Source organism: Mesoflavibacter profundi, assembly GCF_014764305.1.
In the GTDB taxonomy this organism is placed as follows: domain Bacteria; phylum Bacteroidota; class Bacteroidia; order Flavobacteriales; family Flavobacteriaceae; genus Mesoflavibacter; species Mesoflavibacter profundi.
Genome location: NZ_CP061703.1, coordinates 312,989 through 339,453 on the forward strand (window position 1 = coordinate 312,989; position 26,465 = coordinate 339,453).

A 26,465-nucleotide genomic window follows, 5' to 3' on the forward strand; every position below is an offset into this window, starting at 1 on the left:
TTAATTGAATATCCTAAGTCGTTAGAATAACATTACCAATAGCGCATTGTAAGCATTTGTTTTTACTACAATATTCATTTTTTAGTTGAAGTAATGCTTGACTTTGTAATGCCGAAGTTGCTTTTACATTTAACGAATCAAATTTATCAATTATACTGTTTTTTTCTGCTGAAACTTGTGACAATAATTGTATCAACTCTTCATCGATATCTTTTCCCTGCTGTTTTGCGTAGCAAAATTTAAGCGGAACAATCGTATTTATAATAAGTAAATGTATAAATGAAGTACTAACTTTTTTAATGACTTTTTTTGAAGCTTTGCCAAACGTGTAATGTGTATCCCAGTATTCTGAAGTTTTAACTTTAAAAACATCATATATATCTTCTTTAGTTTTACAGTCTATTATTTTTGAAAATAAATTTTTGTGTTCTACATATAAATTAGCCAATTGCGACCAACGTATTGTCGGAAAATTAGGCGGACGCAACCTAAAGAATTGCATTGGTATTACATTGTTATTGCTTATACCAAACTTTTGACACAAAAACTTGTAGTCATTCTGTAACTGTAAAAAGTAAGCATCTTGAACATCACTTTCTAATAAACCTGCTTGACCTAAAAACAAAGCTTCTAAGTTTTGAAGACTGTTTTGTTGCTTCATAACTATCGAAAAATCAAAACTATTTGCTACACTAAAAAAAGCATCGCCATTAACTTTAAGCCCAAAGTTTTTAGCCAACATTTTAAACAATAGTGCTTCCCAATTATTTTTGGATTGTTGTAATATTGAATGTATTAATTGAGCTTTATTTTCTAATCGTTCAAAGAACAAACGCTCTAACCAATTGTCTTTTACAAATGCAGATATATCACTTATTTGATTTTGACAATTAATCCAATTTTCTTTATTATTTATCAAATTTTGATAATTATGTAATGCCTTTAACTGAACATAATTTTTAAGCTCTAACGTTGGTATTACAGTATTATCTTCTCTAAATATATCTGTATCATGTTGCCATACCACATGTAAGATCACATTGTCGTAAGCTGTGTCGTTTTGGTGATTATGTATAAACCAATCACTTGATTTTAAATGAAGCTCTACATTTCCTGCCCAAAGCTGATCAGAGATTTGTATTTGTGCATTAAAAAAATCTGGTCCAGAATTTAAATTATGAGATCCGAAATTTTTTATTAAAACAACTTCTCCGTTTGTAGTTTGCAGGTTGGTTGCCTCAAACTTTTTGTATTTCCATAGATAGTGTAAAAAGTCTTCTTGCATGGATTGAAAATACAAATTAATTTTTAGTATTGAATTAATTTTCAATACATAACATGTATAACTAAAAAACTCACAGCTGTAGACTGTGAGTTTTTATTATCGAGATTACTGCTTTCGCAATAATGTTATTATTCTATATAACCTTTTTCGCGCATCCAATCGTCATTAAACATTTTTCCAACGTATCTACTTCCGTGATCATGGAATAAAACCACAACTACATCTTCTGGTTTAAAATGCTCTTTTAATTGTAACACACCTTTTATTGCAGCTCCTGCACTATTCCCTAAAAACATACCTTCTTCTTTAGCTAGTCTTTGTGTGTAAACCGCTGCGTCTTTATCGGTTACTTTTGTAAATCCATCGATGATGCTAAAATCTACATTTTCTGGTAAAATATCTTCACCAATACCTTCGGTTACGTATGGATAGATTTCGTTTTCGTCAAAAACACCTGTTTCATGATATTTTTTAAACACACTTCCGTAGGTATCTACTCCCCAAACTTTAACGTTTGGATTTTGTTCTTTTAAATATTTTCCAACTCCAGAAATGGTTCCGCCAGTACCAACACCAACGACAAAGTGTGTTACTTTACCTTCGGTTTGTTGCCAGATTTCTGGACCTGTGCTTTCGTAATGTGCTTTTGCATTACTTGGGTTATCATATTGGTTAACGTACCAACTATTTTCTATCTCGGTACTTAATCGTTTAGATACAGAATAGTAAGAACGTGGATCATCTGGTTCTACCGCAGTTGGACAAACTACAACTTCTGCTCCTACAGCTTTTAAGATGTCTACCTTTTCTTTACTTTGCTTATCTGCCATCACAAAAATACATTTGTAACCTTTTACAATTGCAGCTAATGCTAATCCCATTCCTGTGTTTCCAGAAGTTCCTTCTATAATGGTTCCACCAGGTTTTAAACGTCCATCTGCTTCTGCATCTTCTATCATCTTAAGCGCCATACGATCCTTTACCGAGTTTCCAGGATTAAAGGTTTCGTATTTAGATAAGACTAAACATGGAAGCGTTTCGGTTAGCTTATTTATCTTTACTAATGGTGTGTTACCTATAGTTTCTAATATGTTTTTTGCGTAGTTCATTTGTTACATTTTGCGAGTGCAAAAGTACGGAATTGTTTTAGAATTAAACGAATAGTCTTTACGTTGATTTAAAAAAACGACCATTAGTGTTTACCCGCGTTAGCGATAGTAGTGGTTAGCTTTTGGCGAGGCGCGCATCGAGCCAAAACTAGAAACGGATAGCGCGACCCTTGTGGTAACGCTACAATAAATCTAAAATTTACTCGAAACGTATAGCTTTTACCGGTGAAATCTTTGACACAATTACCGATGGTATTATTAGCATTAATAAACATAGGATAAAGGTTCCTAAATTAAGTGCTATGATATATCCTATATTGATATAAATTGGAACTGTTGATACGTAATATGTTTTTGGATCTAATGGAAATAACCCAAAGTATTTTTGGATTAAAAGAATACTTATTCCTATTAAATTTCCCCAGAATAATCCTTTTAAAATTAAATAGGTTGCATTGTATAAAAAGATTTTTCTAATACTTAGATTACTACTTCCTAATGCTTTTAATATACCTATCATTTGTGTGCGTTCTAGTATTAACACTAATAAGGCTGTGATCATATTTATACCTGCAACCAAAATCATGATACCTATTATGGCGTAAGTATTTTTATCGAATATTGAAATCCACTCGAAAATTATAGGATGCATGTTATTTACTGTAACTGCATTTAAAAGCGTTGGTACTTCGCTTCTAATTTTATCTCCGACTGTTTCTAACTGATTAAAGTCATTTATAAAAACCTCAAAACGTCCAACTTGATCTTCTTCCCATTTATTTAAACGTTGTATATGCGTTATGTCGCCTATGACGTATAACTGATCAAATTCTTTTAACCCAGAATTATAGATACCAACAATGTTATAGGTTATTATATTTGGCGGTTTTGTTGTATCTTCTTTAAGAAAATAGGTGTTTATTTTATCACCTAATTTTAATTGTAATCTATTTGCTAAATATTCTGAAATTAAAATTTGATCATTCCATTTTTTTTTAGGAAAATCTGGTAGCTTTCCTTCTACTAAAAACGATTCAAAATATTGCCAATCGTAATCTTTACCAACGCCTTTTAATACAATATATTCAAAATCGTTTTCTAATCTTATTATTCCAGATTTTGTTGCTGTTCCTTGTATATGTGTTACTTCTGGAACGCTTGTAAAGTTGGGATAAAAATCTTGCTTTGTAGATATTGGTCGCTTACTTTCTTGAGAATAATTAGTATCATAGTTTTTAATAACGGTATGACCTTCAAAAGCTACTACTTTTTCTCTAATCTTTTTTTGTAAGCCAATACCAGTTGCAATAGCTATTAACATAACTATCATACCTAATATTATGGCTAAAATTCCTATTTTTATAATTGGAGCCGAAATACTACTTTTATACGCTTTGCTATCAATTATACGTTTAGCTATAAAAAACTCAAGATTCAATATGAAATATTCTTTTAATTGGCGTAAAAATACAGTTTTATTATTTGTTTTAATACTTATTTCTTGCGGTAATAAATCTAAAAACAGTTTAACAACTACTAAAAGCGATTTAACTCTTGCTAAAAACGATACGATTACCACTAATAGTGAAGAATTAATTTTGGGCGTTAATCAAACTCAATTATATCTTCCGCTATTAAAAAATAAAGGTATTGGTGTTGTTGCCAACCAAACATCGCAAATAAATATTCTACAACGTGTTGCTATAGACCAAAGTACAATGGGTAGTAAAACTGTTACGTTACATCTTGTTGATTACCTTAAATCCAACTTAAATGTAGATATTAAAAAAGTATTTGCTCCAGAACATGGTTTTAGAGGAAAAGCAGATGCTGGCGAACATATTAAAGATGGCATTGATACTAAAACTGGTTTGCCAATAGTTTCACTTTACGGAAACAATAAAAAACCAACCAATGCGCAATTAGAAAACATTGATGTGATGGTTTTTGATATTCAAGATGTTGGCGCAAGATTTTATACCTATATCTCTACATTACATTATGTTATGGAAGCTTGTGCAGAAAATAACATTAAATTAATTGTTCTTGATAGACCAAATCCTAATGGACATTATGTAGATGGACCAATTTTAGCTTCTAAATACAAAAGTTTTGTTGGAATGCATCCTGTACCAATTGTACATGGTTTAACTATTGGTGAATATGCACAAATGATTAATGGCGAAGGTTGGCTAGACAAGTCTATAGCTTGTGATTTAACAGTTATTAAAATGAAACATTACAGTAGAGATCTTACTTATGATTTACCTGTAAAACCATCACCAAATTTACCTAATGCTAAAGCCATAAACTTATATCCTAGTTTATGCTTTTTTGAAGGCACCAATGTAAGCGCTGGTCGTGGTACAGATATGCAGTTTCAGGTTTATGGATCTCCAGATTTTGAAAAAACGTCTTTTAATTTTACACCTAAATCTAATGAAGGTGCAAAATACCCTAAACATGAAAACAAATTATGTTATGGCTACGATTTAAGAACTTACAAGTATTTGGACAGTATTGATCTTTCTTTTATTATAAATGCATATAACAACTCTAAACACAAAGACCAATTTTTCTTAGACACTAATTTTATTGATAAATTAGCTGGTACTAATTCTTTAAAAGAACAAATTATTGCTGGTTGGAGTGAAGACAAAATAAAAGCCACTTGGCAAAGTGGCTTAAAAGATTATTTGGTAAGACGTCAACCTTATTTATTATATCCTTAAAGATTAATCTTCATAAGGCTTACCGTTTGGTCTTAAATTTTGTTTACGGTAATCTTCTCTAGATTGTCTGTTAACAGAATCGTCGTTTATAACAGATAAGTTATATTTAACTTCTTTAGCTTTTACTTCTGGTGTAACAGTAACAGCTTTAGATCGATCTACCTGTGCAACTGCTTTATCGTCTCTTGTATTTTTAGATTGCTCTTTTTTTGAGTTTTCTAATACAAACTTTTGTTTTTCTAACTCTTTCTTTTCTGCGATATCTGCTAAAATTCTCTTTTTAGCGGCTTCTATTGCTTTGCGTTTAGCTTCGGCTATTTTTCGTTCTTCTTCCTTTTTTAAAGCATTTTTTTGCGCTTCAGCTAATCTTTGCGCTTCTACTTCTTTTAAAGCCTTTTGACGCGCTTCTTCCTTTTGTTTTGCTAAAGCTTTTCTAGATGCTTTTTTGTTTGCTTCTTCCTCTTCTCTAGCCTTTTCCCAATTAGCTTTTGCTAAGGCTCTTTCTTTTTCTAATAAATTATTTTTTTCTGAAATAGACTTATTTGCCTCTTTATCTGTAGATGTATTTGCTAATCTAGAATTGTCCTTTTTATGTTTTGGCTTAAAATTTCTTTTAACTTTTTCGGTGTCATCTAAACTTGAGTCCCAAATGCTTTCTTCAAGATCTGTTGTTGCATTAGCTACAGTTTGTATTGGAAGTTTTCTAACAATATCATAAGCAATAATCATATCTTCTCTATATACTGCTATAGTATAACGTCCTATTGGTAGATGATATAAAGGTATTTTTGCTACTTTATTATCTAAATCTATCATTACTGTTTCTTTTTGCTCATGACTTAAAAAGCTTACGCGTAAAATAGACTTATCACTAGTCATTACTATGGTATCTCCAGATTTATTCAAATTGTGATGTAATCCAGATGCAGTACTATTTAAATTTTTATGAATAATAGTATATTGGTCTTGAGCTTGAAGTGAATTAAAAAGCACAAAAATTAAGGTTACAACTATACTATTTAGTAGGTTTTTCATTATTATATTTTTAACATTAAGCTAAAAATCAGTCTAAGGGGAAACCAAATGTAAGTCGAAAAATCTAGTATTAGTAGTATTCTATTTTAAATTTAGAAGAAATTAGCCAAACTACACAAAATAGTCGATTAACAACTAATTTATCTGATTATCAATAAATTAAAATTAAAACAAACTAAAAACTAATAATAATTTAGCGTTTTACTCTAAAACTTTAATTGTTACTATTAAAATGAAGTTTTTAATTAATTAAATGCAATAATTATAGCGTAGTAGGTTTTCTATATTTATGAAATGGTTGCTTTAATAGATGTTTTAAACTTGCGTTTTCTTTTTCGTTAGGAAACGTATCTACACCGTAAACAACATCTTCTCTGTCCATATACATATACGTCCCAAAAATCCTGTCCCAAACAGAAAAGATATTACCGTAATTAGAATCTGTATAAGGTAACTTGTAGTGATGATGAATTTTATGCATGTCTGGAGAAATTAACACATAACTAATTATTTTATCTACTCGTTTAGACATTTTAATATTTGCATGTGTAAATTGTGTTGCTACTAATGATAATGATTGGTACAAAAACACAATTGCGATTGGTGTACCTACAATAAAAACACCAAAAAGTGTAAAAGCAAATCTTATAAAACTTTCTAAAGGATGATGTCTATTTGCAGTTGTTGTATCTACATTATGATCCGAATGATGTACTAGATGTATCATCCATAAAGGTTTTACCTTATGCTCTACATAATGTGCTAAATACGCACCAAAAAAATCTAATAATAAAACTCCAAGTAAGGCATATAACCATAAAGGCATTTCTGGTAACCAATTAATAATTCCAAAATTATTTTGCTTTACCCAAAGCGCAGTAAACACTAACAAACCTGCTAATGCAAAATTTATAATAATTGTGGTTAATGTAAAAAACAAATTAGGTACAGCATGCTGCCATTTTTTATATTTAAAATTGACTAACGGTACAATACCTTCTAAAACCCAAAACAAGGTAATTCCTCCAATTAGTAAAATACTTCTGTGAGTAGATGGTATAGTTTCAAAATAATTTAAAATAGTTTCCATAACAGCAACAATTTACTAATTTTTTACAATATGCTTTACTTTATTTAAATCTGTTTGATTTACTTGATCTTTCCATTTTAAAGCTTCGTCTACTTTATTTATAGCTGTTAAAGAGGTATAGTTTAAAAAGGCAAATAAAGACGTGTTAATTGCATCTACATCTTCTAGATTTATCTTTTTTAAAGCTTTGTATACTTTTCTAGCTTTTCCTAAAATTAAGTATTCGTTTAATTGCAAAAGTTCAAGTTTTTGCTGTAACGCTTGTGTGTTGTCAAAATCACTTTTTGATAATTTTTGCTTAGCTTCTGCAAGATATAATCCAGATAATTCACAGATATCTTTTTTAACAGATTGATGAGCAAACGTTGCCATATCTTGATATTTTACAGTAAGTCTAAATGTTGAAGAAAACGACTTATTTTCAAAATAATTTGTCAATTCTGGTTGCAAGTAACCTACATTTAGCGCATAATTTCTAATCAAATTAGTCAGATTAGCTGTAGAGAAAGGATCTTGATTAGTATTAATTATATTTCCGTTTGGATCCATAATTTTTATTTGATCATCGTTAAATCGCTGTTTGTATTTTAAACTTTTACCGTTTAAATGTTTGCCAGCTAACTGCATGTAATCTTGATCACTTAAAATAACTGGAATAAAATATTGCCAAACTAACTTATCTACTTGTTCATTTTCAAAAAGTGTTAACTGATATAGTTTTTTATTATCAGCTTCGACTAAAACAGGAATGTTGTCTAATGCAGATTCTTCCCAAACTGCAATAATCATTTTATTTTCTAAAACAGCAAGTCGTTTTGCAAATTTAAAAGAAGTAAACCACTGTTGCGATACTGCAAAACTAGTTACAAACAGAATTAAAAGTAGAGATAAGATAGTTTTTTTCATAAGATTGAATTTACGCCAATAATGCACAAAAACCAAACCAAACTTTATAGATTAATACGCTTTTTCATTGCTTCAACTATATTATACGCAGCAGGACAAATAGCTACATTTTTCATCGTTAAATTTGATATTTGCTGAAACTTTTTTCTATCCGTATGCGGAAATTCGGCACAAGCCTTAGGTCTAACATTATAAATAGAACAATAATTATCGGCACCTAAAAACGTACATGGTACACTTTGTAAGACGTAATCGTTATCTTCATCAATGCGCAAATACGTATCTATAAACTGTTGCGGTTTCATTTTAAAATGCTTTGCAATACGCTCTACATCTTTATTGGTAAATAACGGACCTGTAGTTTTGCAACAATTAGCACAATCTAAGCAATCTGTGCGTTCAAACTCGGCTTCATGCAACTCTTGCATGATGTAATCCAACTGTTTTGGTGGTTTCTTTTTTAACTTTTTAAAAAAGTTTTTATTTTCCTTATGCTTATCTTTGGCAAGCTTTGGAAGGTTATTTATAAACTCTTGCATTGTGCAAAAATACTATTTTAAAACTATGTTTTTTCGCTTTCGCGGAAATGAATTGAAAGCAGAAGTTAGAAGTTAGAAGTTGGAAGTTGGAAGTTGGAAGTTGGAAGTTGGAATATTGACATTAAAATTGAACATTACAAAATGAAAGACCTTTTTGGTAAAGCCTTACTAGACTATCATAACGGTAATTATACCGAAGACATTATTACCTCAACTAACATATCTGATGAAGACGATTTACCGCTTCCTTATCTTTTTAGAAGCTTTAAAGACATGCCTAAATTAGAGCAAAAAGCATTAAAATTAGCCAAAGGAAACACGCTTGATGTTGGTTGTGGCGCAGGTAGCCATAGTTTGTATTTGCAACAAAAGGGAATTGAAGTTAAAGCAATAGACATCTCTAAAGGCGCAGTAGAAGTTGCAAAACAAAGAGGCGTTTTAAATATTGAGTATAAATCTATTTTAGACGAAACCGAAACCTTTGATACCATTTTATTACTTATGAATGGTACTGGCATTTTTCAGACCTTAAATCAAGTATCTAAATACCTTTTACACTTAAAATCTATTTTAAATGAAAACGGACAAATCTTAATTGATTCTAGTGATATAAAGTATATGTACTTAGATGAAGATGGTGGATTTTGGCAAGATATGAACGCGAATTATTATGGCGAATTAGATTATTACATTTCTTATAAAGGTGAAAAAGAAACACCAATGAAATGGCTTTACCTTGACTTTAACTTGTTAGACACTGCTTGTAAAGCTGTTGGTTTAAAATGCAAAATGCTCGCAGAAGGCGAGCATTATGATTATTTAGCTAAGCTTTTTATTTAAAGATTATAACCTTTCTCTGATAATTTAGAAATTACAGCTTGGTATAAATCTTTGCTCCACATTTCAGAAATATTACTCATAGACGCATTCATAGAATCTTGTGAGTTAACTATTTTCTGTCCTGTTTCGCTAGCATAAAATTCTTTTAAGACAACTTTATCACCTTCTGATAATGCATCTGGTTTAAACATGTTTTGACCAGCTTTAGTTGCGTATAAAGCATTCATTTTTTTTACATCTTCATGGGTAAAATGTGCACGATAAGCAGAGACAATCATTTGAGCCAGTTCATCCATTGCATCTGTTTTTTTACTTTTTACTTCTGTCCAAACTTCAGCAGGTACATCTTGTGATTTAAATTGATCTTGAAGCATCGTAAACATTTGGTCTACAACATTTTCATAGTACGCAATGGTACCATTACTTTTTATACATTTTTTTACATCTTCGCTGTAGGCATCTACTTGCGCAAAACCTGTATTTGCTACTACCAAAAAGCAAATAAGAGTGAATATTTTTTTCATTTTAAAAAGATTGTTAATGTGATAAATTTAACAATTATTATGCCACTTCAAAATTGAATAACTCATTCAAAAAGTGATTTCTTAGTAACTTAGCAACTATTTCTTTATTATCTTTTTATTAACCTCTCCTTTATTGGTTTGAATTTTTAAGAAATAAATACCTGAGGTTAATCCCAATAAATTACAATTATTTACATTTTTAAGCCTCAATAATTCTTTTCCTGAAATATCTATCACTTCTATAGTATAAATTTCGACTCCTTTAATAGCTTCTATAAAGATATTGTTATTTGTTGGATTAGGAAACACCTTAACTTTATTAATTAAATCATAGCTTTGTACACTTAAATTATCTTCAACAACAGTTGTTATTTCATTATTAGTTACAATTGGGGCATTAAAATCAAAGTATATTTCTGCTTGATTAGTGAAAGTATCACCTACAACCAAACTTGATTCAGTTTTTATTTTAAACAATACATGACCATCATTGTTAGCATCGTCATATGGTAACTGTATATTTTCAAAAATAAATTCAACTTCATTACCATTTCTTATTCTTGTATAAAAATTATGACTAGCATCTAAAGGTACTAATGATGAAATATCATATTTTGAGGCATCTATAACATCTTTAACAACAATATTAACAGCATTTGCTGTACCTGTATTTTCAAATCTTATTAAGTAATGAATAAATTCTCCTACTCTACTAATATCAATTGTTTCTCCTTCTAAACAAGTTTTGTCATTTGGATCATAAGAATTCACTACTATTTGATCTAAAGCAAATGTATTGTCCAGTGGTGTTTCATCTGAATCTACTGGAGTTATAGTTGCTAAAAAGTTTAAAACATCATCACCTAACAAAGGATAACTAACGTCTGTTGGGGTATTTAGGTTCATTGTAAAGGTAATCTCTCTTGTTTCAAAAGGAAGTAACAAATTATAATTAAACGACAAAACACCAGTAGACTGGCTATCTGCAATAGGATTAACTGTCACTAAATCCATATGATTATCATCATAAGTTAAATTTAATATCCCTGATAAAGTTGTTGTACCTTTATTTTTAAATACAATTTTATAATCAGTATCAAAACCAGGTCTTGCTGCCTCTAATGGAACTATAACAACTTCTAAATCATTATAATTACCATTTGGTGTAATACAGTAATCTTGGCTAGAAGGGCTTACATCTGAAGGAAAGTTTACAATATTGGATATTGGATTTACTGAAAAATAAACAGGGTTTTCTAATTGAGGTGTTATAGTATAGTTACCTGATTGTATAGGCATATAATATATTCCTGAATCAGAACTGTAAAACGAATCTACTTCTGAACCATTATCTATTTGAATATTTAAATTAGGATAAATCTCATCTCCAACATCACAACCATTATTATCCAAATCGATACTAACTTGTCCTTGAACTTCATAATAGTCACCTCCAGGAGTAAATGAACAATACTCTGTAAAAATTATAGATTGAGAATTTTGTTGTTGAATCCATCCAGCAAGACTACTATTAATATCATCCAAACAGACAGCTTCTAAATTAGATAAGTTTTGATAGGTATTGTAAGAATCAATATAGAAAAAATTATTATTGAAACTATTTTTAAGATTTATATAACTAAGGTTTGAATTATCACTTAAAACTATTCTACTTAAACTTTCATTATTTTCACTTAAATCTAAGGAAACAAATTGATTATTCTTTAACTCTAACCATTCTACAGTATTATTACTAGTAAAGTCGTTCAATAAATTATTATTTAAATAAAGCTTAGTAATAGAAGAATTGCCTGTCACATCTAAGCTTACTATCTGATTATCAGAAACATTTAAGAGTGTGATAGAATTTGTATTATTAATAATTGAGTTAATATCTGAAAAAGAATTATAATTTAAAAATAACCTATCTAGAAAATTATTACCACTCACATCTAAAAAATTCAATTGATTATTTGTAGCATATAAATCTTCAAGAACTATCAAATTATTAATATTTAAATTTTGCAATAAATTATTGCTAACATTTAAATATGTAAGCTGGCTTAAATTACCAAAATTAATTGCTGTCAATAAATTAAAATTACAATTCATTTCTATCAAATTTACATTTGAACTTAAATCTAGAGAAGACAATTGATTATCTGAAACACTAAGATACTCGATAGCTGAAGCTCCATTTAAATTTATACTATTTAAAGAATTCCCATATGCAGTAAGATCCTTTAGATTTGAATTATTACTAACATTTAAACTTGTTAAACTATTTGCATAAATCGTTAATTCTTCTAGATTTATAACAGATGTCAAGTCTATTGAAGATAACATATTGTTATTACAAAATATTTTTTTTAAGTTAAGATTATTACCTAAAGTGAGATTTGTAATTTGATTATATGAACAATCTAAATTAAATAATTGCATATTATTACTAACATCTAAATTTACTAAATTGTTTGATCTGACTTGTAAATTAGTTAGATTAATAAAAGCCTCTATTCCTGATAAATCAGAGATGTTTTTATTTTCTACATTCAAATAGTTTATTACCTCAGCCTCATAGGTTTGTATTTCTCCGTCACCGTTAGTATCTATAACAGGATAATTATTAAGTAAAGCATTCTTAAAATTTGCATCTGGAATATTAACTATTTGGGCTTGTATTGTGTATATATTAAGAATTAACAAAAAGGACAAGTAGATTTTTTTCATATTGATATGCGATTTAGTAGCTAAAATAAAAAAAGCTTTGGAAACAAAGCTTTTTAATGAATAAATAATCAATAATGTTTTCTAATCAAAATCAAACTTGTAAGTAGCACCAGCTAAAAACTGTATACCTTGAACTGGTGTATTTTGCCACTTATTATAATTTTGGGATGCGATATTATTTGCTTTGGCAAAAACTGACCATCGATCTGTTACGTGATAACCAACATGTGCATTAGCATCTATATAACTATCCAATGTAATTGCTTGATATGAAATTAAAGGAAATGTTGTTAGATACGCTCTATCTTTACGTTCTCCTACATAAAATAAATTAGCACCTGCAAACCAATGATCGTCTATTTGGTAATCTAAAAATAAAGACGCTTCAATATCTGGTAAATTCCAAGCTTCTTCTTCACTATTAACATCGTAAGTAAAATACTCGGCTTTTAAACCTAAGGTAAAGTTTCTATTTACGTCTACATTTACTTCACCTGCAACGCTAAACGTGTTTACATTATCATAAGTTACACCAAAAGAATTTCCGTAAGTATATGGTTGGTCTGTTGCCAACACATCATTATTTACAAATAAAGCTTTATTTTTTTCAGCTTGGTATCTTCCGCTAATCGTATAACTTGTATTGCTAGATAATTTTCCTCTTAATCCTCCAAATGCATTGTATTGCTGATCTGTAGGAACAATAAATAAATTTGGTGACACAAACGGATTTTCTTGTGCAAAATCATGATAGTTATTTTGTATTAATCCTCCTTTTACTCCTGCAAAAACGATTAAAATTTCGTCTACTAATTTATAACTTGCTGCAATATCTGGATAGATAAAAAACTTACTATCACTAGCTTCTGTATTATTAAAATAAACTGCTTTTAAACCTAAATCTACCGTTAAATCGTCTTGCTTAAGTTGTAATTTTGGATTGACACCAACTTGAAAATTACCATAGTTTAATTCGGTTGGCGAGTAGTAATCGCGATCAAAACTTCCGCTTAAATAATCTACAAAAACACCTGTGTTTATATCTAAATCTTGAATAGTAAATGTACCGTTTACATCGGCTTTAAATCTATTTTCTCCAGAACTGTAATCGTCTCCAAATCGTCTAAACAACACACTTCCATCATTAACAATTGCATCTTCAAAATTAATATCGCCACCAACATGCGCAGTGTAAAAAGAATGACCAACGTCCAATCCATCTGCAGTTGTTTGATCAAAAGTTGGTTGTTGTAAACCATACCAATTGTAAGTTTGGTAATTAAATCCACCTAAAGCCGTCCAAGTAAAATCACGACCACGATTGGTATAACTTAAATTTAATTTAGAATCTGAAAAACCACTTTCTGTCAACACATCTTCTACATCGCCTTGAGACGATTGATGTGCAATATGAGCGCTTAAAGATTGATCACGTCCAATTGCATGATTTAAAAATACTTCGCCAAGAATAGTTGTATAAGTCCCAACACCTAAACTAGCATAGTTATCGTATAATTTCACTTTTTTTGCTTTATCAACAACTGCTGCTTTACCTTTTGCAGGTGTAAATGTTGACGCTACAGGAAACGAAAAAATATTGTATTGCACTTCTTTTTTCGCACCAGTTTCGGCATCATCTAACGTTGGCGTTTCTTTGACTTTAAATGCATCCGAAACAGTTGGCGTATATGGCTTTATTACATCTATAACGTCTGTATTTATAGTGTCTTGATCTCTTTCTTGAGAAAATAACATTACGGTTGTTATCAGTGATAAAAACAGTAATATGATTTGCTTTTTGTTATTAAACATAATTTAGTTTTATTGAATTATGATTGTATCTTAATCTTCGGTAATTACAGAAGAATTTGTTTTAGCTTCTTCTGCTTTTATAGTTGCTAATTCGGTTTCGGCTTCCATTTTTACATCTTCAAAGTTGCTGAAGTTTTTAATCACACTTTCTAAAATGTAAGTCGCTTGAAACGCATCGCCTAAAGCGTAAAAATTCTTTGCCATAACGATTAAACCTTTTGCTCCGTAATATTTGTAACCCGAATAATCTTTAGCTAATCGCTGTGCTACTGCGTTAGACGCTTCATAATCGCCTTCTTTGTTTTTAAAATAAGCGCTATAGTACAAAGCTTCTGCAGCAGTTTCTCCTGTTGCAGTTGCTTCAACGTTTTGATATGCTGTTTTAGCTTTAGCTTCATCATTTGTTTTGATTGCAGAACGTGCAATAATGACGTAAGCATCACTTTTAATTTTGTTATCTAAATTGGTGTTAGCAAGTACTTTTTCCGCGTAAGCGACTGCTTGACTATATTGCTCTAATTGATAATTGGCTTGCATTAAATTAGACTGTGCAAACAGAGAGTTTTGCGGAAAATTAGATTCGGCTTCCAAACGTTTTAACGTTGGTATTGCTGCATTCCAATCTTTTTGGTTTAACTGAATTTGTGATAAACGCAGCAAAGCTTCTTCTGTAAATTCGCTTTGCGATTGATTAACAACATATTCAAAATGTGGTTTTGCATTATCTGGCAAGTCCTTTTTAAAATACATTTGCGCCAAATAAAAATGTGCTGAATTGGCATGTAATCCATTAGGAAATTGGTTTAAATAGTTATTAAACTGCTTAATCGCTGCATTGGTATTGTTGTCTAAAAACTGTTTTTCAGCAGCTTCGTAAGTGTCATTATCTAAATCGGCATTTGTAACTTCTACATAATCCAAAGTATTTACCCAAGCTGCATAAGCATCTACCTGACCTAAATCTATGTAGATTAAACGTGCTGTAGAAACCGCTTGATTGGCTTCTGCCGAATTAGGATAATTCTCTGCCACAGCTTTTAACTTAGTCAATGCGCGTTGGTTATCATTTTTATTGTAAAACACTAATCCTTGACGCAATTGTGCTTTGCTGTTAAACGGACTTGTTTTGTACTCTGAAATTAAGCGATCAAAGGTTTGAATTGCTTTAGCATCGTCACCAGATTTTACATAAGAATCTCCTAAAGCGTACATCGCATCATCACGTAATTTAGAATTTTTATAGGTTGAAATAAATTGCTCTAACTCACTTCTTTTTTTAGCATCTTGGCTTATGTAACCATAACTCATCGCTTTTTGAAAGAACGCATAATCGTTTTCTAATTGTCCAACAGCAATTGCTTTTTCGTAAGCCGAAATAGCATCTGTATAACGACTTGACACAAAATAACCATCGGCTAAACGCAAGTAAGCATCATTCAATCTTACTTTATCTTCTTTGTGTTTTGAGATAAAACTGTTGAAATACTGCGTCGCTTCACTATATTTTTTTTGCTTAAAATAGGTATAAGCAATGTTGTAATCTAAGTTAGTGTATTCTGCAGTTGAAGATGCTTCAGTTTGTTGTTCAAACTGTTTAAAACCAATTAAAGCTTCGTTGTAATCACTTAAATTATAATCGGTTTCGGCGTTCCAAAATGTTGCTCGCGCTGTAAACGTTTGGTCTTGTTGCTCGCTTAATGATTTTTCAAAAAGGTCTTTTGCGTCTTGGTAATTTCCTTCATTATACAATTCTAAACCACGATAAAATGCTACTTTTTGATATGCTACTTTACTCTCAAAACTCTTTTTGTTTTTTAATAGTTCTAACGCTTCTTTGTAATTTTTAGACGTAATGTAAGAGTCTATTAAAAGTGTTTCTACTTCATCTTTATATTGCGTATCAGGATATTTTTCTAAATAACCTGTCAAAACTTGTGGTACCGATTGGTAAGCGTTACCAATCTCGTAACTAATTTTAGCATAATTTAACCAAGCATCTTCCTGAATTTTTAAATCGTAATCCATTTGAGATGCATTTCTAAAAGCGTTTAATGCTTCTTGCTTTTTACCAACATGCACGTAACTTTCACCTAAATGATAGTAAGCATTTTGGGCAACGCTATTATTTGCGCTTACAATTTTATTAAATTCTGAAATCGCACTGTCGTAATCTTTTTGCTTGTAATATGCGTAACCTAATTGGTAATAATCGGTATTGCTCCACTTACCTTTTCTACCTTGGTATTCTTTTAAATACGGAATAGCTTCGCTGTATTTTTCTAAGTTGAAATAGCTTTCGCCTATAATTTTATTAAGTTCAGAAATTTCATTTCTATCACTAGTTGGCAGTTTTTCTTTAGCTAATTCTATCGCTTTTTCAAACTTACCTAGTTTAAAATTTAAATCGGCTTGATAATAGCTTAGCTTTTCTTTGTACTTTTCGTCATCACTAACTTGATCAAAATACTTGTTGGCGCTATCATAATCATCACCTTGATAAGACATGAAACCAAGATAGTATTTTGCTTGAGAACCATATTTTTGTGACGTCTCTACACGCGTTAAATACTTTTTAGCATCGTTATAATTTTTGGTTACAAATGAAGCGTAACCATTATTAAAATTGAATTTTTCTCGGTCTGCTCTACTCATAGACGCTTCGTCTACTTTTTCGTACCATTTTTGAGCGTAAGCGTATTTTCCGTTTTCAAAATAATAATCGGCTACATCTAAAAATGCTGTATTCTTTTTAGTGCTTGTTGGATAATTTTCAACAAAATTTTCCATCATCGTATCTGCGCCTTGCTGGTTTAATCTAATTGCTGAATTAGCAATATAGAAAGCACAATCACTTTCAATATTTGGATTATCGGTTTGCTTTTTAACCTGACTAAACAAGGTTTGCGCTGCTAAATATTGCTGATTATTAAATAGTTGAAGTGCTTTTTGATAATCGGTTAAAGGACTTGTATAAATGGCTGTTTGTTGCGCCATCATCATTACCGAAAATAGAAAAACCACTAAAAAGGTGAGCTGTTTTTTTACTAACATTGACACGTTTTTTAAATTGTAAATCAAAGATAAATTAATCTAATTGCTTAACGTTAGATTTAACTAATAATTATAAACGTAGTTATTAAATGTAATTTTTTTGAAGTTTATAAACACTATATTTACCAACCATAATAACAAATAGAGTATTTGTATTTTATAATTATGATTAATAAAATTAAAGCATTAATACATCAAAAACCAATGGCGCTTTTATTAGTTTATGCTATTGCTATAAGATTAATTTTTGTTTGTTTTTATGGCGCTATTACTCTTACTCCAGATAGTTATGATTATTTAGCTTTAGCAGATACAATAACAAATTTTGATTGGAGTAATTATGACGGAAAACGTACACCTGGTTTTCCAATATTTATTAGTCTGTTTGGTGGTAATTTAACTGTGTTAATTGGTTTTCAAATCATTCTTGGTGTTTTAACTACAGTATTATTATTTAATATTACACGACACATAACCAAAACAACTAATCTTGCTTTTTGGACTGCAATTATTTACACGTCTTTTGTTAATGTTGTCTTATTTGATTTTGCTGTGCTTACTGAAAATATTTCGGCTTTTGTTTTATTATTAACTATTTGGCATATTATTAAGTCCAATTTATTTAACCTTCAAGCTAGTATTAAACATTACATTTTATTAAGCTTTATGTTTGGTTGGCTTTATATGATTAGACCTTTTTTTATTTACATACCAATAGGATTCGCACTATTTTTTATAGTAAAACAATTTAAAACCAACTTAAAAAACAGTCTTATAAAAAGCCTAATAACTTTAAGTGTTCCTTTACTATCATACATATTATGGAATAATTACAATCTTAAAACCATTGGTCACTTTACTAACACACAATATTTTGGAATTAATCTAGCGCAAACTGCTACTCCTTTTTTTGAAAAAGCTGTCACCAATGATACTTTAATCAAAACTATTTTAGTTAAACATAGAGACTCTTTAAAACAATACAATCCAGACCGAATTGCAATGAGTGTTTGGTTTGCGCATCAAGAATTACTACACAAAACCAAATTAACAGAAGTAGAGTTATCACATAGATTATCCTTAATCTCTAAAGATTTATTTAAAAAACATCCAGAATTATACCTTAAGCAAGTTGGCATATCTTGGTTACTTTTTTGGGGCAACAAAAGCAGCTTTTATTGGAATAACAACAAAGTAAAAAATAGCTATTTTAGATTAGGAATAATAGCAACTTGGCTTTACTTACAAAGGTATTTACTACTAATTATAAATGTGTTTTTTATAATATTTAGTTTTAAAAAAATCTATCACTTTTTTAAAAATAAATGTACAAATTACGACGTTAACCTATTTATTATTTGCATCGTGCTATCTGCATCACTAGCACAAGCATTAGTAGCTTTTGGAAACAATAGTCGTTTCTGCTATCCTTATTTCGCATTAATTGTTTACTTTGTAATGCTTAATTTAAATAACCGTTTAAAAAAAATTAAAACATAAATTATATATGTCTAACACCGTTTTAGAACTTAAAGACGCTAGTATTTTTCAAGGTGATAACTTAGTATTATCTAATGTAAATTTAGAAGTTAACAAAGGTGACTTTGTTTATCTTATAGGAAAAACAGGATCTGGAAAAAGTAGTTTTATGAAAACCCTTTACGGTGATTTAAAACTACAACAAGGACAAGGACATATTGTAGATTTTAATTTAAGTACTTTAAAAGAAAAAGAAATTCCTTTTTTAAGAAGAAAATTAGGTATTGTTTTTCAAGATTTTAAACTACTAACAGACAGAACAATAAACGACAATTTACTTTTTGTTTTAAAAGCAACTGGCTGGAAAGACAAAGCTAAAATGAAAGAACGCATTGAGCATGTTTTAGATAAAGTTGGTATGAAAACTAAAGGTTTTAAATTTCCGCATGAATTATCTGGTGGCGAGCAACAACGTATAGCTATTGCAAGAGCATTATTAAACGAACCAGAATTAATCCTTGCAGATGAACCAACAGGAAATCTTGATCCGCAAACTAGTATTGAAGTCATGGAAGTACTGCAAGACATTAACAAAAATGGCAATACTATTTTAATGGCAACTCATGATTATGCATTACTTTTAAAATACCCAAGTAAAACTCTAAAATGCGACGACAACAAAATATTTGAAGTCGTGCAACGTAAAAGTTAATTTATGCTTTCCATCTTAATACCAACCTACAATTACAACATTTATGACTTGGTATTAGATTTACATAATAAATGTTTAAAAGAACGCATCAACTTCGAGATTATTTGTCTTGAAGATGGATCTAATTCAACGTTTATTAATTTAAATAAGAAGATAAATAAGCTTTCAAATTGTCAGCATATTATTAATCCAAACAATTCTGGTCGATTACTTACAAGACTTAAATTAGCTAATCTTGCAAAATACGATTGGCTACTGTATTTAGATGCCGATGTTTTCCCTAAAAGTAACGACTTTATTTTAAATTACCTACAACATATTAATACAAATAGCGAAGCTGTTTTTGGTGGATTTGCCTACCAAAAAGACACTAAAAACAAAACGTCTTTAAGGTATTTATACGGAAAAAAATACGAGCAAGTTAATGCAGACATTAGAAATAAAACGCCTTATAAAATTATCATTTCGGCTAATTTTTTAATAAAAAAAGCGCTTTACTTATCCATTACAAAGCAATTTAAAACTACGTCTTACGGTGCAGATTTAATTTTTGCGACTCATTTAATGCAACATAAAGTTAATGTACATCATATAAACAATGAGGTTTACCATTTAGGCTTAGAAGACAATATTGTATTTTTTAATAAACAAAAAGAAGCTGTTAATTTACTTCATCATTTAAATAGCCAAAATAAGCTAATTACCCATCAAAACAGTTTATTAAAGGCGTATAAATTGGTAAAAAAATACCGATTAGAACATCTGTATTTATTCCTATTTAAACGATTTGAACCTACATTACAGCGTTTAATTGTTGGCGCTTCGCCAAAGACCAAATTACTTCAGTTTTATAAGTTAGGGTATTTTATTTCTTTACAACAAACTAGATAGATTTCATAGTTGTAAAATCCTGAAAATCGTAAATATAATCTGCTTCATCATATTCTTCAGAAGCTAACACAAGACAAACAGATCCTGAAGAAAAATTTTCTAATTCTCTCCAAATTCCTGGTACAATTAATAGTCCTTTATCAGGCTTGTTTAATGTTATAGTTTTAGTGTTTTTTCCATCTTTAAGGATAACATCAAAACTTCCGCTTAATGGAATTAAAAACTGATATAAATTTTTATGCGCATGTCCGCCACGATAAGCATCACTAGGCACATCGTATAAATAGTAAACACGTTTTATATTATATGGTATAATATCTTTTTCTACTACAGATAAATTTCCTCTTACATCTTTTATTTTAGGAATATCAATAAGTTTTACAGAGTCTACTGTAGTATCTTTCATTTAACTAGTGTTTAGAATTTAGCATGGTTTTATACTGCTGTATTGCAGCGCTACCAATACGATATTTTTTTAAAACGTCCTTTAATTGTATTTGTTGCGTTTTAAGCATCAAATATAAATATCTCATTAGTTTTAAATGTGCAAATTGCTTAGAATATTTATAAAATAATGCTGCTCTAGCTCTAACTATTTTGTCTTTACCTCCAAATCTTCCTGTACTTTCAAAAGGATGTTGCACTATTAGTTTTGGTACAAACCCAATTAATAATTTGGATTTATAAAGGCTTCTTAGCCAGATAAATTCTTCGGCAATTTCAAAAGTGCTACCTAATCCAAAATTAATATCAAAGGTCACTTTAGTATCTAAAATCTGTTGTCTTTTAAAAGCAATAGTTACAGAATTTGCTTTGACTAGTGTTTTGTAATTGTGCTGCTTTGGTATATTGTAGACTTTAGATAAATTACCTTTAAAATCTGACATCATAAACGTAAGCACATCAAAATTTGGATTGTTTTTAAAAGCATTTAAAATAATATCTGAAAAACCATCTACATACTTTATATCATCGTCTGCTAGTAAACATATATCGCCTGTTGCATGTTTTAAAGCTAGATTACGGCTAACCGACAAACCTTTTGTGTACGTATTAATAATCTTTACATGATTTAAATTAGATGTTAACTCTTGACCTTTTTGGGTTTGATTAATGACTAAAACAGTAAAGTTTATAGTAGAAATTTTACTAAATATAGGCGTTAAAAACTCTAGATTAGTTTGATCTTTAGTAGAAAGTAGTATTTCTAATTTTTCATCTTTTTTTTTGGCATTACCCATTAACAGCTATATTTGGTAAACAAATGTAAAAAATTTAAATGAAGATATTATTGATTGGTGAATATAGCCGACTACACAACTCTTTAAAAGAAGGCTTACAACATTTAGGTCACGATGTTACTTTAATTAGTACTGGTGATGGAATGAAGCAATTCCCGTCTGATATTCTTTTAAAATCTAAAATAAAATCCAATTGGTTTTTAAAAAAATTAAACAACTTATTAATTAGAAGTTTTGGTGTTAACGCTATACAAATTGAATATAATTTTAGACTAAACACCTTTAAAGATAAACTTACAAATTACGATGTTGTTCAATTAATTAACGAAGATCCTTTGGGCTTAGCTCCTAAAAGCAACTACACGTTTTTAGAGTTTATTTTTAAACATAATTCTAAAACCTTTTTATTGTGTTGTGGCGAAGACTATACAACAGTAAATTACTTTTTAAATCCAGAAAATGGCTATTCTGTTCTAACACCTTATTTAGCAGATAAAAGCTTGAAAAATAGATTTCAATTTTCGCTTAAATACATTAGTGAAGCTTATAAAAAATCACATGATTTAATATATAGATCTATTAATGGAGTGATTTGTTCGGATATAGATTATAGTCGTGCATTTAGTAATAATTCTAAATATTTAGGTTTAATCCCTAATCCTATAAACACAAGTCTTTTTGAAACCAATACTGTTGAACAACCCAACAATACGATCACCATTTTTCATGGAATTAATACGCATTCTTCAATAAAAAAAGGATCTGTCTTTTTCACTGAAGCTTTAAAAATTATAAAAGAAAACTACAAAGAAAAAGTCACTATTATTGAAACCAAAAATCTACCTTATAAAACTTATATAAACAGTTACAATAAAGCAGATATTGTTTTAGACCAAGTTTACAGCTACGATCAAGGTTACAATGCTTTAGAAGCTATGGCAAAGGGTAAAGTTGTATTTACAGGTGCAGAACAAGAATGGTTGCAACATTATAATCTTACATCAAATACTGTTGCTATTAATGCCTTAGCAGATGTTTCTTATTTAGTAGAACAGTTGGAATGGCTAATAAACAATCCAACTACAATAAAAACTATTGGTAATAACGCTAAGGATTTTATTAAAACTCACCATAATTATATCACCATTGCTAATCGCTATTTAACCACTTGGAAAGACAATTAATTATCGTCTTGTTTTTCTGGAAGAATACCAAATAGTGAAGAATAAAAGATTAATAAGATAATGGCGTAATATAAAACGTAAGTAATAAAATGCGCCATATTTGCTCCTACAAGACCAAATTCATCTATTAAATATTGGCTAGTATAATAAAGTGTAATTACAGAAAATGCTTCGGTAACTATGTAATGCCAAAACATACGTTTGGCTAAAAACTGATAAGCTATAACTATAGATAACACCTTAACAAAATCTCCTAAAAGCTGCCATAAAAACAGATCTTCTACTGGCGTAAATTCTTCAGTTAAAACCACCAAAACAATAATATGTCGTAATAAATATATCGCTAATAAGCCAAGTCCAAATATGGGAATTATGGTTTTGTAAAAATTAAAAACTTCTTTTCTAAAATCTTTAATGTTATCAATTTCTGCAAACCGAGGTAAAATGTATAATGTAAGTAATGTACTTACAAACATTAGGTAGTATTTAGAAATCCTATTCATTGCTTCCCAATAACCAGCTTCTTCTACACCAACATTATCAATAATATAACTTCTAATGTAAATCGCTATAAATGGTAAAATAATTGCCGAAAATAAAGCCATTCCAGAGTAAGAGCTTAATCGTTTTACTACATCTAAACTAAAACGACTTGCCTTTATTAAAGGCGTTAAATTTTGCCTATTAATAATGCCAACTAAGGTTATTAAAAACAAAATAGATTCGGCTATAGCAACCGCAATCAATGCACCATCAATCTTGTCTTTCCAAATTAAAAGTATGGTAATTACTGCGCCTAATATTTGTCCAAAAATGTTAAATATTATTAAGTATTTATACTTAGAAAATCCATTCATTATTGCAAATGCCAGCATATTTAAAGCATAAAATGGTAATGCTAAAGCTAGAATTTTTAATACATAAGAATAGTTATAATAGGCTTTAAAAATCACATCATTTATGTAATCTGCTTTAAAGTAAATGATAAAGCTAACTAACATTGTAGCAATAAAGCCCAAGTAAAAAACGGTAGATAATATTTTAGATAATTGAGACGTATCTTTTTTATGCTGCGCTATATATTTTACAACACCTTTGTAAAGTCCTAAAATAGAAATAGATTGTACAGATCCTACAAAATTGCGTAAGTTACCAACTAGAGCCATACCTTCGGCTCCAATAAAAATTGCCATGAATTTTGAGGTTAAAAATCCTGCAATAATCTTTACTATAACCGAAACCGAATTAAGTGACGCTACTTTTAATAACACATTATTATTAATATAGTTTAGTACTTTTTTCAACTAGTAATTTAGTAATTATTAATGGTTGTAATAACTTGATCTACTTCGTTTTGAGTCATGACAGGACTAATAGGTAGACTAACACAAGTTTCGTGAATTTTTTCTGTTAAAGGAAATTTTAGACTATTAAATCGATGAAGCGCTTTTTGTTTATGCGGAGCTGTAGGATAATGTATAGATGACTCTATTTTATTAGCCTTTAAATGGTTGATAAACGCTTGACGATTATCAACTAAAACTACAAATAAATGAAACACATGATTTAAAGAACCATCATAAAACGGTAATTTTATTTTAGTATTATGTATTTCATTTAAGTAGCGTTTTGCAATCTCTTGACGTCTTAAATTATCTGTGTCTAAATGTTTTAATTTAGTTGAAAGAAACAATGCCTGAAGTTCGTCCAATCTACAGTTACTTCCAATAATTTCGTTTTTATATTTAGTAGACGTACCATAATTTCTAAGCTTGAAAATCACATCTGCCAATGCCTTATTATTTGTAGTAACTGCACCAGCATCGCCTAATGCACCTAAATTTTTAGCCGGATAAAAACTAAATGCAGCTGCATGAGATAAGTTGCCTGCTTTTTTTGAATCTGCTACTGCTCCATGCGCTTGCGCAGCATCTTCAATAACTAATAAATTTTTATGTTTAGCTAATTCATTTATGCCATTCATATCACATAATTGACCATATAAATGCACCGCTAAAATAGCTTTAGTCTTTATTGAAATGTGTTTTTTTATGGTTTCAACATCAATATTAAAAGTTTTAGGATTTGGCTCTACCAAAACTGGCGTCAAACCTGTATTTATTATTGAAATTATGCTTGCTATATACGTGTTTGCAGGAACAATTACTTCATCGTTTGGTTGCAACAAACCTAACTCTAAATACGCTTTAAAAATCAATTCTAATGCATCTAAACCGTTACTTGTACCAATGCAATATTTAGTACCGCAATAATTAGCAAATTCGGTTTCAAACTGCGTTACGCCATCACCAAGAATGTACCAACCTTTATTTAAAAACGTATTAAATTGTGTTTTAAAATCGGCTTCAAAACGTGCATTAATTTTATGTAAGTCTAAAAACTTTATCATATAAATATGCGATCTAAAAGTGTATGGTTTTTAGTATCAATTTTATAAAAATTCTGTGCAATACTTCTTGCTCCAAAACTTTCTTTCCAATACAGTAATCCTTGGTTTATATTCTGTCCTTGGTTTTCGTTAGAAATACCAAAACTAAAATAAGATTTATCTTTAAATGTATGATTAATTAAAGTATCAAACAACACGTCTAAAGCGCCTAATTCTTGTCCAATTTTATTAGCAGAAATATATTGCGCATGTGCTACTTGATTAGTCTCAAAAATAGTTGTACCACCAATAATACTTTCATCTTTATAAACATTAAATTGTCTAATATTAGCATTAAAGTTTTGATGCAACAATTCTATTTCTTGTAAACTATGCGTTGGTTTTGCTTGATGTGTGTTTTCTAAATTCGGAATTAAAATATGATTCCAAAAGTCTTCAAAAACATTTTGTTCTTTTACTAAAAGCGAATGGTTTTTTGCACGTTTAATGCCTCTTTTTCTTAATTCGGAAATAGAAATCTTACCTGCTTTACCATCTATAACACTATAAATATCTGTGCGTTGTAATTGTGCTTTTAAAATAAAAAGCAAATACTCTAGTTCGTCATTTGGAAACTTGGAATATATACTTGGTAGCGCTTTAATATTAAGTGTATACAATTGTGATTTTTCTAAAAACTGAAGTATAGTTTTTAAAATTAAAGTTACGTCTTTTAGCTTTAATTTTTCAGAAAAAACTAATCCTCCATAAGTCAAACCTTGATGAGAAAAGAGCTTATCTTCTACTCTATTTGCTGGCAAAACTGCGACTAACTTTTCATCTTTAAACACCATTAAAGAATAGTCTTCAAATCGGTCTTTATGGTAATCCATAAAATGACGATTAAATAGAAAAG

At 29.7% G+C, this 26,465-nt stretch carries 22 protein-coding genes; 6 read left to right on the plus strand and 16 right to left on the minus strand.

The genetic code is table 11. The features are described from left to right. Positions 1-13: 13 nt before the first annotated feature. The 3 genes from IFB02_RS01440 to IFB02_RS01450 all read right to left on the minus strand — a co-directional run bounded on the left by IFB02_RS01440 (position 14) and on the right by IFB02_RS01450 (position 3,832). On the minus strand, positions 14-1,285 hold the full coding sequence (locus IFB02_RS01440) for a DUF2851 family protein (RefSeq protein ID WP_106688294.1): 1,272 nt from the start codon (positions 1,283-1,285) through the stop codon (positions 14-16). Positions 1,286-1,413: 128 nt separating this feature from the next. Then, on the minus strand, positions 1,414-2,394 hold the full coding sequence (locus tag IFB02_RS01445; RefSeq protein ID WP_106688293.1) for a PLP-dependent cysteine synthase family protein: 981 nt from the start codon (positions 2,392-2,394) through the stop codon (positions 1,414-1,416). 199 nt (positions 2,395-2,593) lie between these two features. Continuing rightward, complete coding sequence (locus tag IFB02_RS01450; RefSeq protein WP_106688292.1) at positions 2,594-3,832, minus strand: ABC transporter permease; 1,239 nt, start codon at positions 3,830-3,832, stop codon at positions 2,594-2,596. Between the two features lies 1 nt (position 3,833). Here IFB02_RS01450 and IFB02_RS01455 point away from each other — a divergent pair, with 1 nt between their 5' ends. Beyond that, positions 3,834-5,126: an exo-beta-N-acetylmuramidase NamZ family protein gene (locus IFB02_RS01455; protein WP_223878863.1), complete on the plus strand. Its 1,293-nt coding sequence runs from the start codon at positions 3,834-3,836 to the stop codon at positions 5,124-5,126. Between the two features lie 3 nt (positions 5,127-5,129). On the opposite strand, the gene IFB02_RS01460 is transcribed toward IFB02_RS01455, so the two are convergent. From IFB02_RS01460 to IFB02_RS01475, 4 genes are all read right to left on the minus strand, one after another. Further along, positions 5,130-6,161: a cell envelope integrity protein TolA gene (locus IFB02_RS01460; RefSeq protein WP_106688290.1), complete on the minus strand. Its 1,032-nt coding sequence runs from the start codon at positions 6,159-6,161 to the stop codon at positions 5,130-5,132. A gap of 262 nt (positions 6,162-6,423) precedes the next feature. Next, on the minus strand, positions 6,424-7,251 hold the full coding sequence (locus tag IFB02_RS01465; RefSeq protein WP_106688289.1) for a sterol desaturase family protein: 828 nt from the start codon (positions 7,249-7,251) through the stop codon (positions 6,424-6,426). Between the two features lie 15 nt (positions 7,252-7,266). After that, on the minus strand, positions 7,267-8,157 hold the full coding sequence (locus IFB02_RS01470) for a hypothetical protein (RefSeq protein ID WP_106688288.1): 891 nt from the start codon (positions 8,155-8,157) through the stop codon (positions 7,267-7,269). A gap of 44 nt (positions 8,158-8,201) precedes the next feature. Beyond that, positions 8,202-8,696 carry a YkgJ family cysteine cluster protein gene (locus IFB02_RS01475; protein WP_106688287.1) on the minus strand — a complete coding sequence of 165 codons (495 nt, stop codon included), beginning with the start codon at positions 8,694-8,696 and terminating at the stop codon, positions 8,202-8,204. Between the two features lie 141 nt (positions 8,697-8,837). Here IFB02_RS01475 and IFB02_RS01480 point away from each other — a divergent pair, with 141 nt between their 5' ends. Continuing rightward, complete coding sequence (locus tag IFB02_RS01480) at positions 8,838-9,536, plus strand: class I SAM-dependent methyltransferase (RefSeq protein ID WP_106688316.1); 699 nt, start codon at positions 8,838-8,840, stop codon at positions 9,534-9,536. Here IFB02_RS01480 and IFB02_RS01485 read toward each other — a convergent pair. The 4 genes from IFB02_RS01485 to IFB02_RS01500 all read right to left on the minus strand — a co-directional run bounded on the left by IFB02_RS01485 (position 9,533) and on the right by IFB02_RS01500 (position 17,653). Further along, a complete protein-coding gene (locus IFB02_RS01485; protein WP_106688286.1) occupies positions 9,533-10,060 on the minus strand; it encodes a DUF2059 domain-containing protein in 528 nt (175 codons plus the stop codon). The two genes, IFB02_RS01480 and IFB02_RS01485, sit on opposite strands and share 4 nt — an antisense overlap. Positions 10,061-10,156: 96 nt before the next feature. Next, a complete protein-coding gene (locus IFB02_RS01490; RefSeq protein WP_191072949.1) occupies positions 10,157-12,790 on the minus strand; it encodes a DUF7619 domain-containing protein in 2,634 nt (877 codons plus the stop codon). 81 nt (positions 12,791-12,871) lie between these two features. Then, positions 12,872-14,602: a TonB-dependent receptor gene (locus tag IFB02_RS01495; protein WP_106688284.1), complete on the minus strand. Its 1,731-nt coding sequence runs from the start codon at positions 14,600-14,602 to the stop codon at positions 12,872-12,874. Between the two features lie 30 nt (positions 14,603-14,632). Beyond that, positions 14,633-17,653 (minus strand): tetratricopeptide repeat protein, encoded by a 3,021-nt coding sequence (locus IFB02_RS01500; RefSeq protein ID WP_106688283.1) that lies wholly within the window; start codon positions 17,651-17,653, stop codon positions 14,633-14,635. A gap of 165 nt (positions 17,654-17,818) precedes the next feature. On the opposite strand from IFB02_RS01500, the gene IFB02_RS01505 reads away from it, so the two are divergent. From IFB02_RS01505 to IFB02_RS01515, 3 genes are read left to right on the plus strand one after another with little or no spacing between them, the layout of a single operon-like run. Next, a complete protein-coding gene (locus IFB02_RS01505; protein ID WP_106688282.1) occupies positions 17,819-19,153 on the plus strand; it encodes a glycosyltransferase family 39 protein in 1,335 nt (444 codons plus the stop codon). Between the two features lie 7 nt (positions 19,154-19,160). Further along, on the plus strand, positions 19,161-19,844 hold the full coding sequence (locus tag IFB02_RS01510) for a cell division ATP-binding protein FtsE (protein WP_106688281.1): 684 nt from the start codon (positions 19,161-19,163) through the stop codon (positions 19,842-19,844). 3 nt (positions 19,845-19,847) lie between these two features. Next, positions 19,848-20,735 carry a glycosyltransferase gene (locus IFB02_RS01515; protein ID WP_106688280.1) on the plus strand — a complete coding sequence of 296 codons (888 nt, stop codon included), beginning with the start codon at positions 19,848-19,850 and terminating at the stop codon, positions 20,733-20,735. Here IFB02_RS01515 and IFB02_RS01520 read toward each other — a convergent pair. Continuing rightward, positions 20,728-21,141, minus strand: coding sequence for a sugar 3,4-ketoisomerase (locus IFB02_RS01520; protein WP_106688279.1), 414 nt, complete (start codon positions 21,139-21,141; stop codon positions 20,728-20,730). The genes IFB02_RS01515 and IFB02_RS01520 overlap by 8 nt on opposite strands. Before the next feature lie 4 nt (positions 21,142-21,145). Next, entirely contained in the window at positions 21,146-21,976 is an 831-nt protein-coding gene (locus IFB02_RS01525; protein WP_106688278.1) for a glycosyltransferase family A protein, read from the minus strand. Between the two features lie 38 nt (positions 21,977-22,014). Between IFB02_RS01525 and IFB02_RS01530 the strand changes: the two genes are divergently transcribed. After that, positions 22,015-23,160: a glycosyltransferase gene (locus IFB02_RS01530; RefSeq protein ID WP_106688277.1), complete on the plus strand. Its 1,146-nt coding sequence runs from the start codon at positions 22,015-22,017 to the stop codon at positions 23,158-23,160. On the opposite strand, the gene IFB02_RS01535 is transcribed toward IFB02_RS01530, so the two are convergent. From IFB02_RS01535 to IFB02_RS01545, 3 genes are read right to left on the minus strand one after another with little or no spacing between them, the layout of a single operon-like run. Beyond that, positions 23,157-24,464 (minus strand): O-antigen translocase, encoded by a 1,308-nt coding sequence (locus IFB02_RS01535; protein ID WP_106688276.1) that lies wholly within the window; start codon positions 24,462-24,464, stop codon positions 23,157-23,159. The genes IFB02_RS01530 and IFB02_RS01535 overlap by 4 nt on opposite strands. A gap of 8 nt (positions 24,465-24,472) precedes the next feature. Beyond that, complete coding sequence (locus tag IFB02_RS01540; protein WP_106688275.1) at positions 24,473-25,570, minus strand: DegT/DnrJ/EryC1/StrS family aminotransferase; 1,098 nt, start codon at positions 25,568-25,570, stop codon at positions 24,473-24,475. After that, a complete protein-coding gene (locus IFB02_RS01545) occupies positions 25,567-26,442 on the minus strand; it encodes a GNAT family N-acetyltransferase (protein ID WP_223878864.1) in 876 nt (291 codons plus the stop codon). Before IFB02_RS01545 ends, IFB02_RS01540 begins: the two co-directional genes overlap by 4 nt. Positions 26,443-26,465 lie beyond the last annotated feature (23 nt).

Bases quoted from the DNA above. Each gene is read 5' to 3' on its own strand.
- IFB02_RS01440 (WP_106688294.1), bottom strand. From the start codon at position 1,285: ATGCAAGAAGACTTTTTACACTATCTATGGAAATACAAAAAGTTTGAG.
- IFB02_RS01445 (WP_106688293.1), bottom strand. From the start codon at position 2,394: ATGAACTACGCAAAAAACATATTAGAAACTATAGGTAACACACCATTA.
- IFB02_RS01455 (WP_223878863.1), top strand. From the start codon at position 3,834: ATGAAATATTCTTTTAATTGGCGTAAAAATACAGTTTTATTATTTGTT.
- IFB02_RS01460 (WP_106688290.1), bottom strand. From the start codon at position 6,161: ATGAAAAACCTACTAAATAGTATAGTTGTAACCTTAATTTTTGTGCTT.
- IFB02_RS01465 (WP_106688289.1), bottom strand. From the start codon at position 7,251: ATGGAAACTATTTTAAATTATTTTGAAACTATACCATCTACTCACAGA.
- IFB02_RS01470 (WP_106688288.1), bottom strand. From the start codon at position 8,157: ATGAAAAAAACTATCTTATCTCTACTTTTAATTCTGTTTGTAACTAGT.
- IFB02_RS01475 (WP_106688287.1), bottom strand. From the start codon at position 8,696: ATGCAAGAGTTTATAAATAACCTTCCAAAGCTTGCCAAAGATAAGCAT.
- IFB02_RS01480 (WP_106688316.1), top strand. From the start codon at position 8,838: ATGAAAGACCTTTTTGGTAAAGCCTTACTAGACTATCATAACGGTAAT.
- IFB02_RS01485 (WP_106688286.1), bottom strand. From the start codon at position 10,060: ATGAAAAAAATATTCACTCTTATTTGCTTTTTGGTAGTAGCAAATACA.
- IFB02_RS01490 (WP_191072949.1), bottom strand. From the start codon at position 12,790: ATGAAAAAAATCTACTTGTCCTTTTTGTTAATTCTTAATATATACACA.
- IFB02_RS01495 (WP_106688284.1), bottom strand. From the start codon at position 14,602: ATGTTTAATAACAAAAAGCAAATCATATTACTGTTTTTATCACTGATA.
- IFB02_RS01500 (WP_106688283.1), bottom strand. From the start codon at position 17,653: ATGTTAGTAAAAAAACAGCTCACCTTTTTAGTGGTTTTTCTATTTTCG.
- IFB02_RS01505 (WP_106688282.1), top strand. From the start codon at position 17,819: ATGATTAATAAAATTAAAGCATTAATACATCAAAAACCAATGGCGCTT.
- IFB02_RS01510 (WP_106688281.1), top strand. From the start codon at position 19,161: ATGTCTAACACCGTTTTAGAACTTAAAGACGCTAGTATTTTTCAAGGT.
- IFB02_RS01515 (WP_106688280.1), top strand. From the start codon at position 19,848: ATGCTTTCCATCTTAATACCAACCTACAATTACAACATTTATGACTTG.
- IFB02_RS01520 (WP_106688279.1), bottom strand. From the start codon at position 21,141: ATGAAAGATACTACAGTAGACTCTGTAAAACTTATTGATATTCCTAAA.
- IFB02_RS01525 (WP_106688278.1), bottom strand. From the start codon at position 21,976: ATGGGTAATGCCAAAAAAAAAGATGAAAAATTAGAAATACTACTTTCT.
- IFB02_RS01530 (WP_106688277.1), top strand. From the start codon at position 22,015: ATGAAGATATTATTGATTGGTGAATATAGCCGACTACACAACTCTTTA.
- IFB02_RS01540 (WP_106688275.1), bottom strand. From the start codon at position 25,570: ATGATAAAGTTTTTAGACTTACATAAAATTAATGCACGTTTTGAAGCC.
- IFB02_RS01545 (WP_223878864.1), bottom strand. From the start codon at position 26,442: ATGGATTACCATAAAGACCGATTTGAAGACTATTCTTTAATGGTGTTT.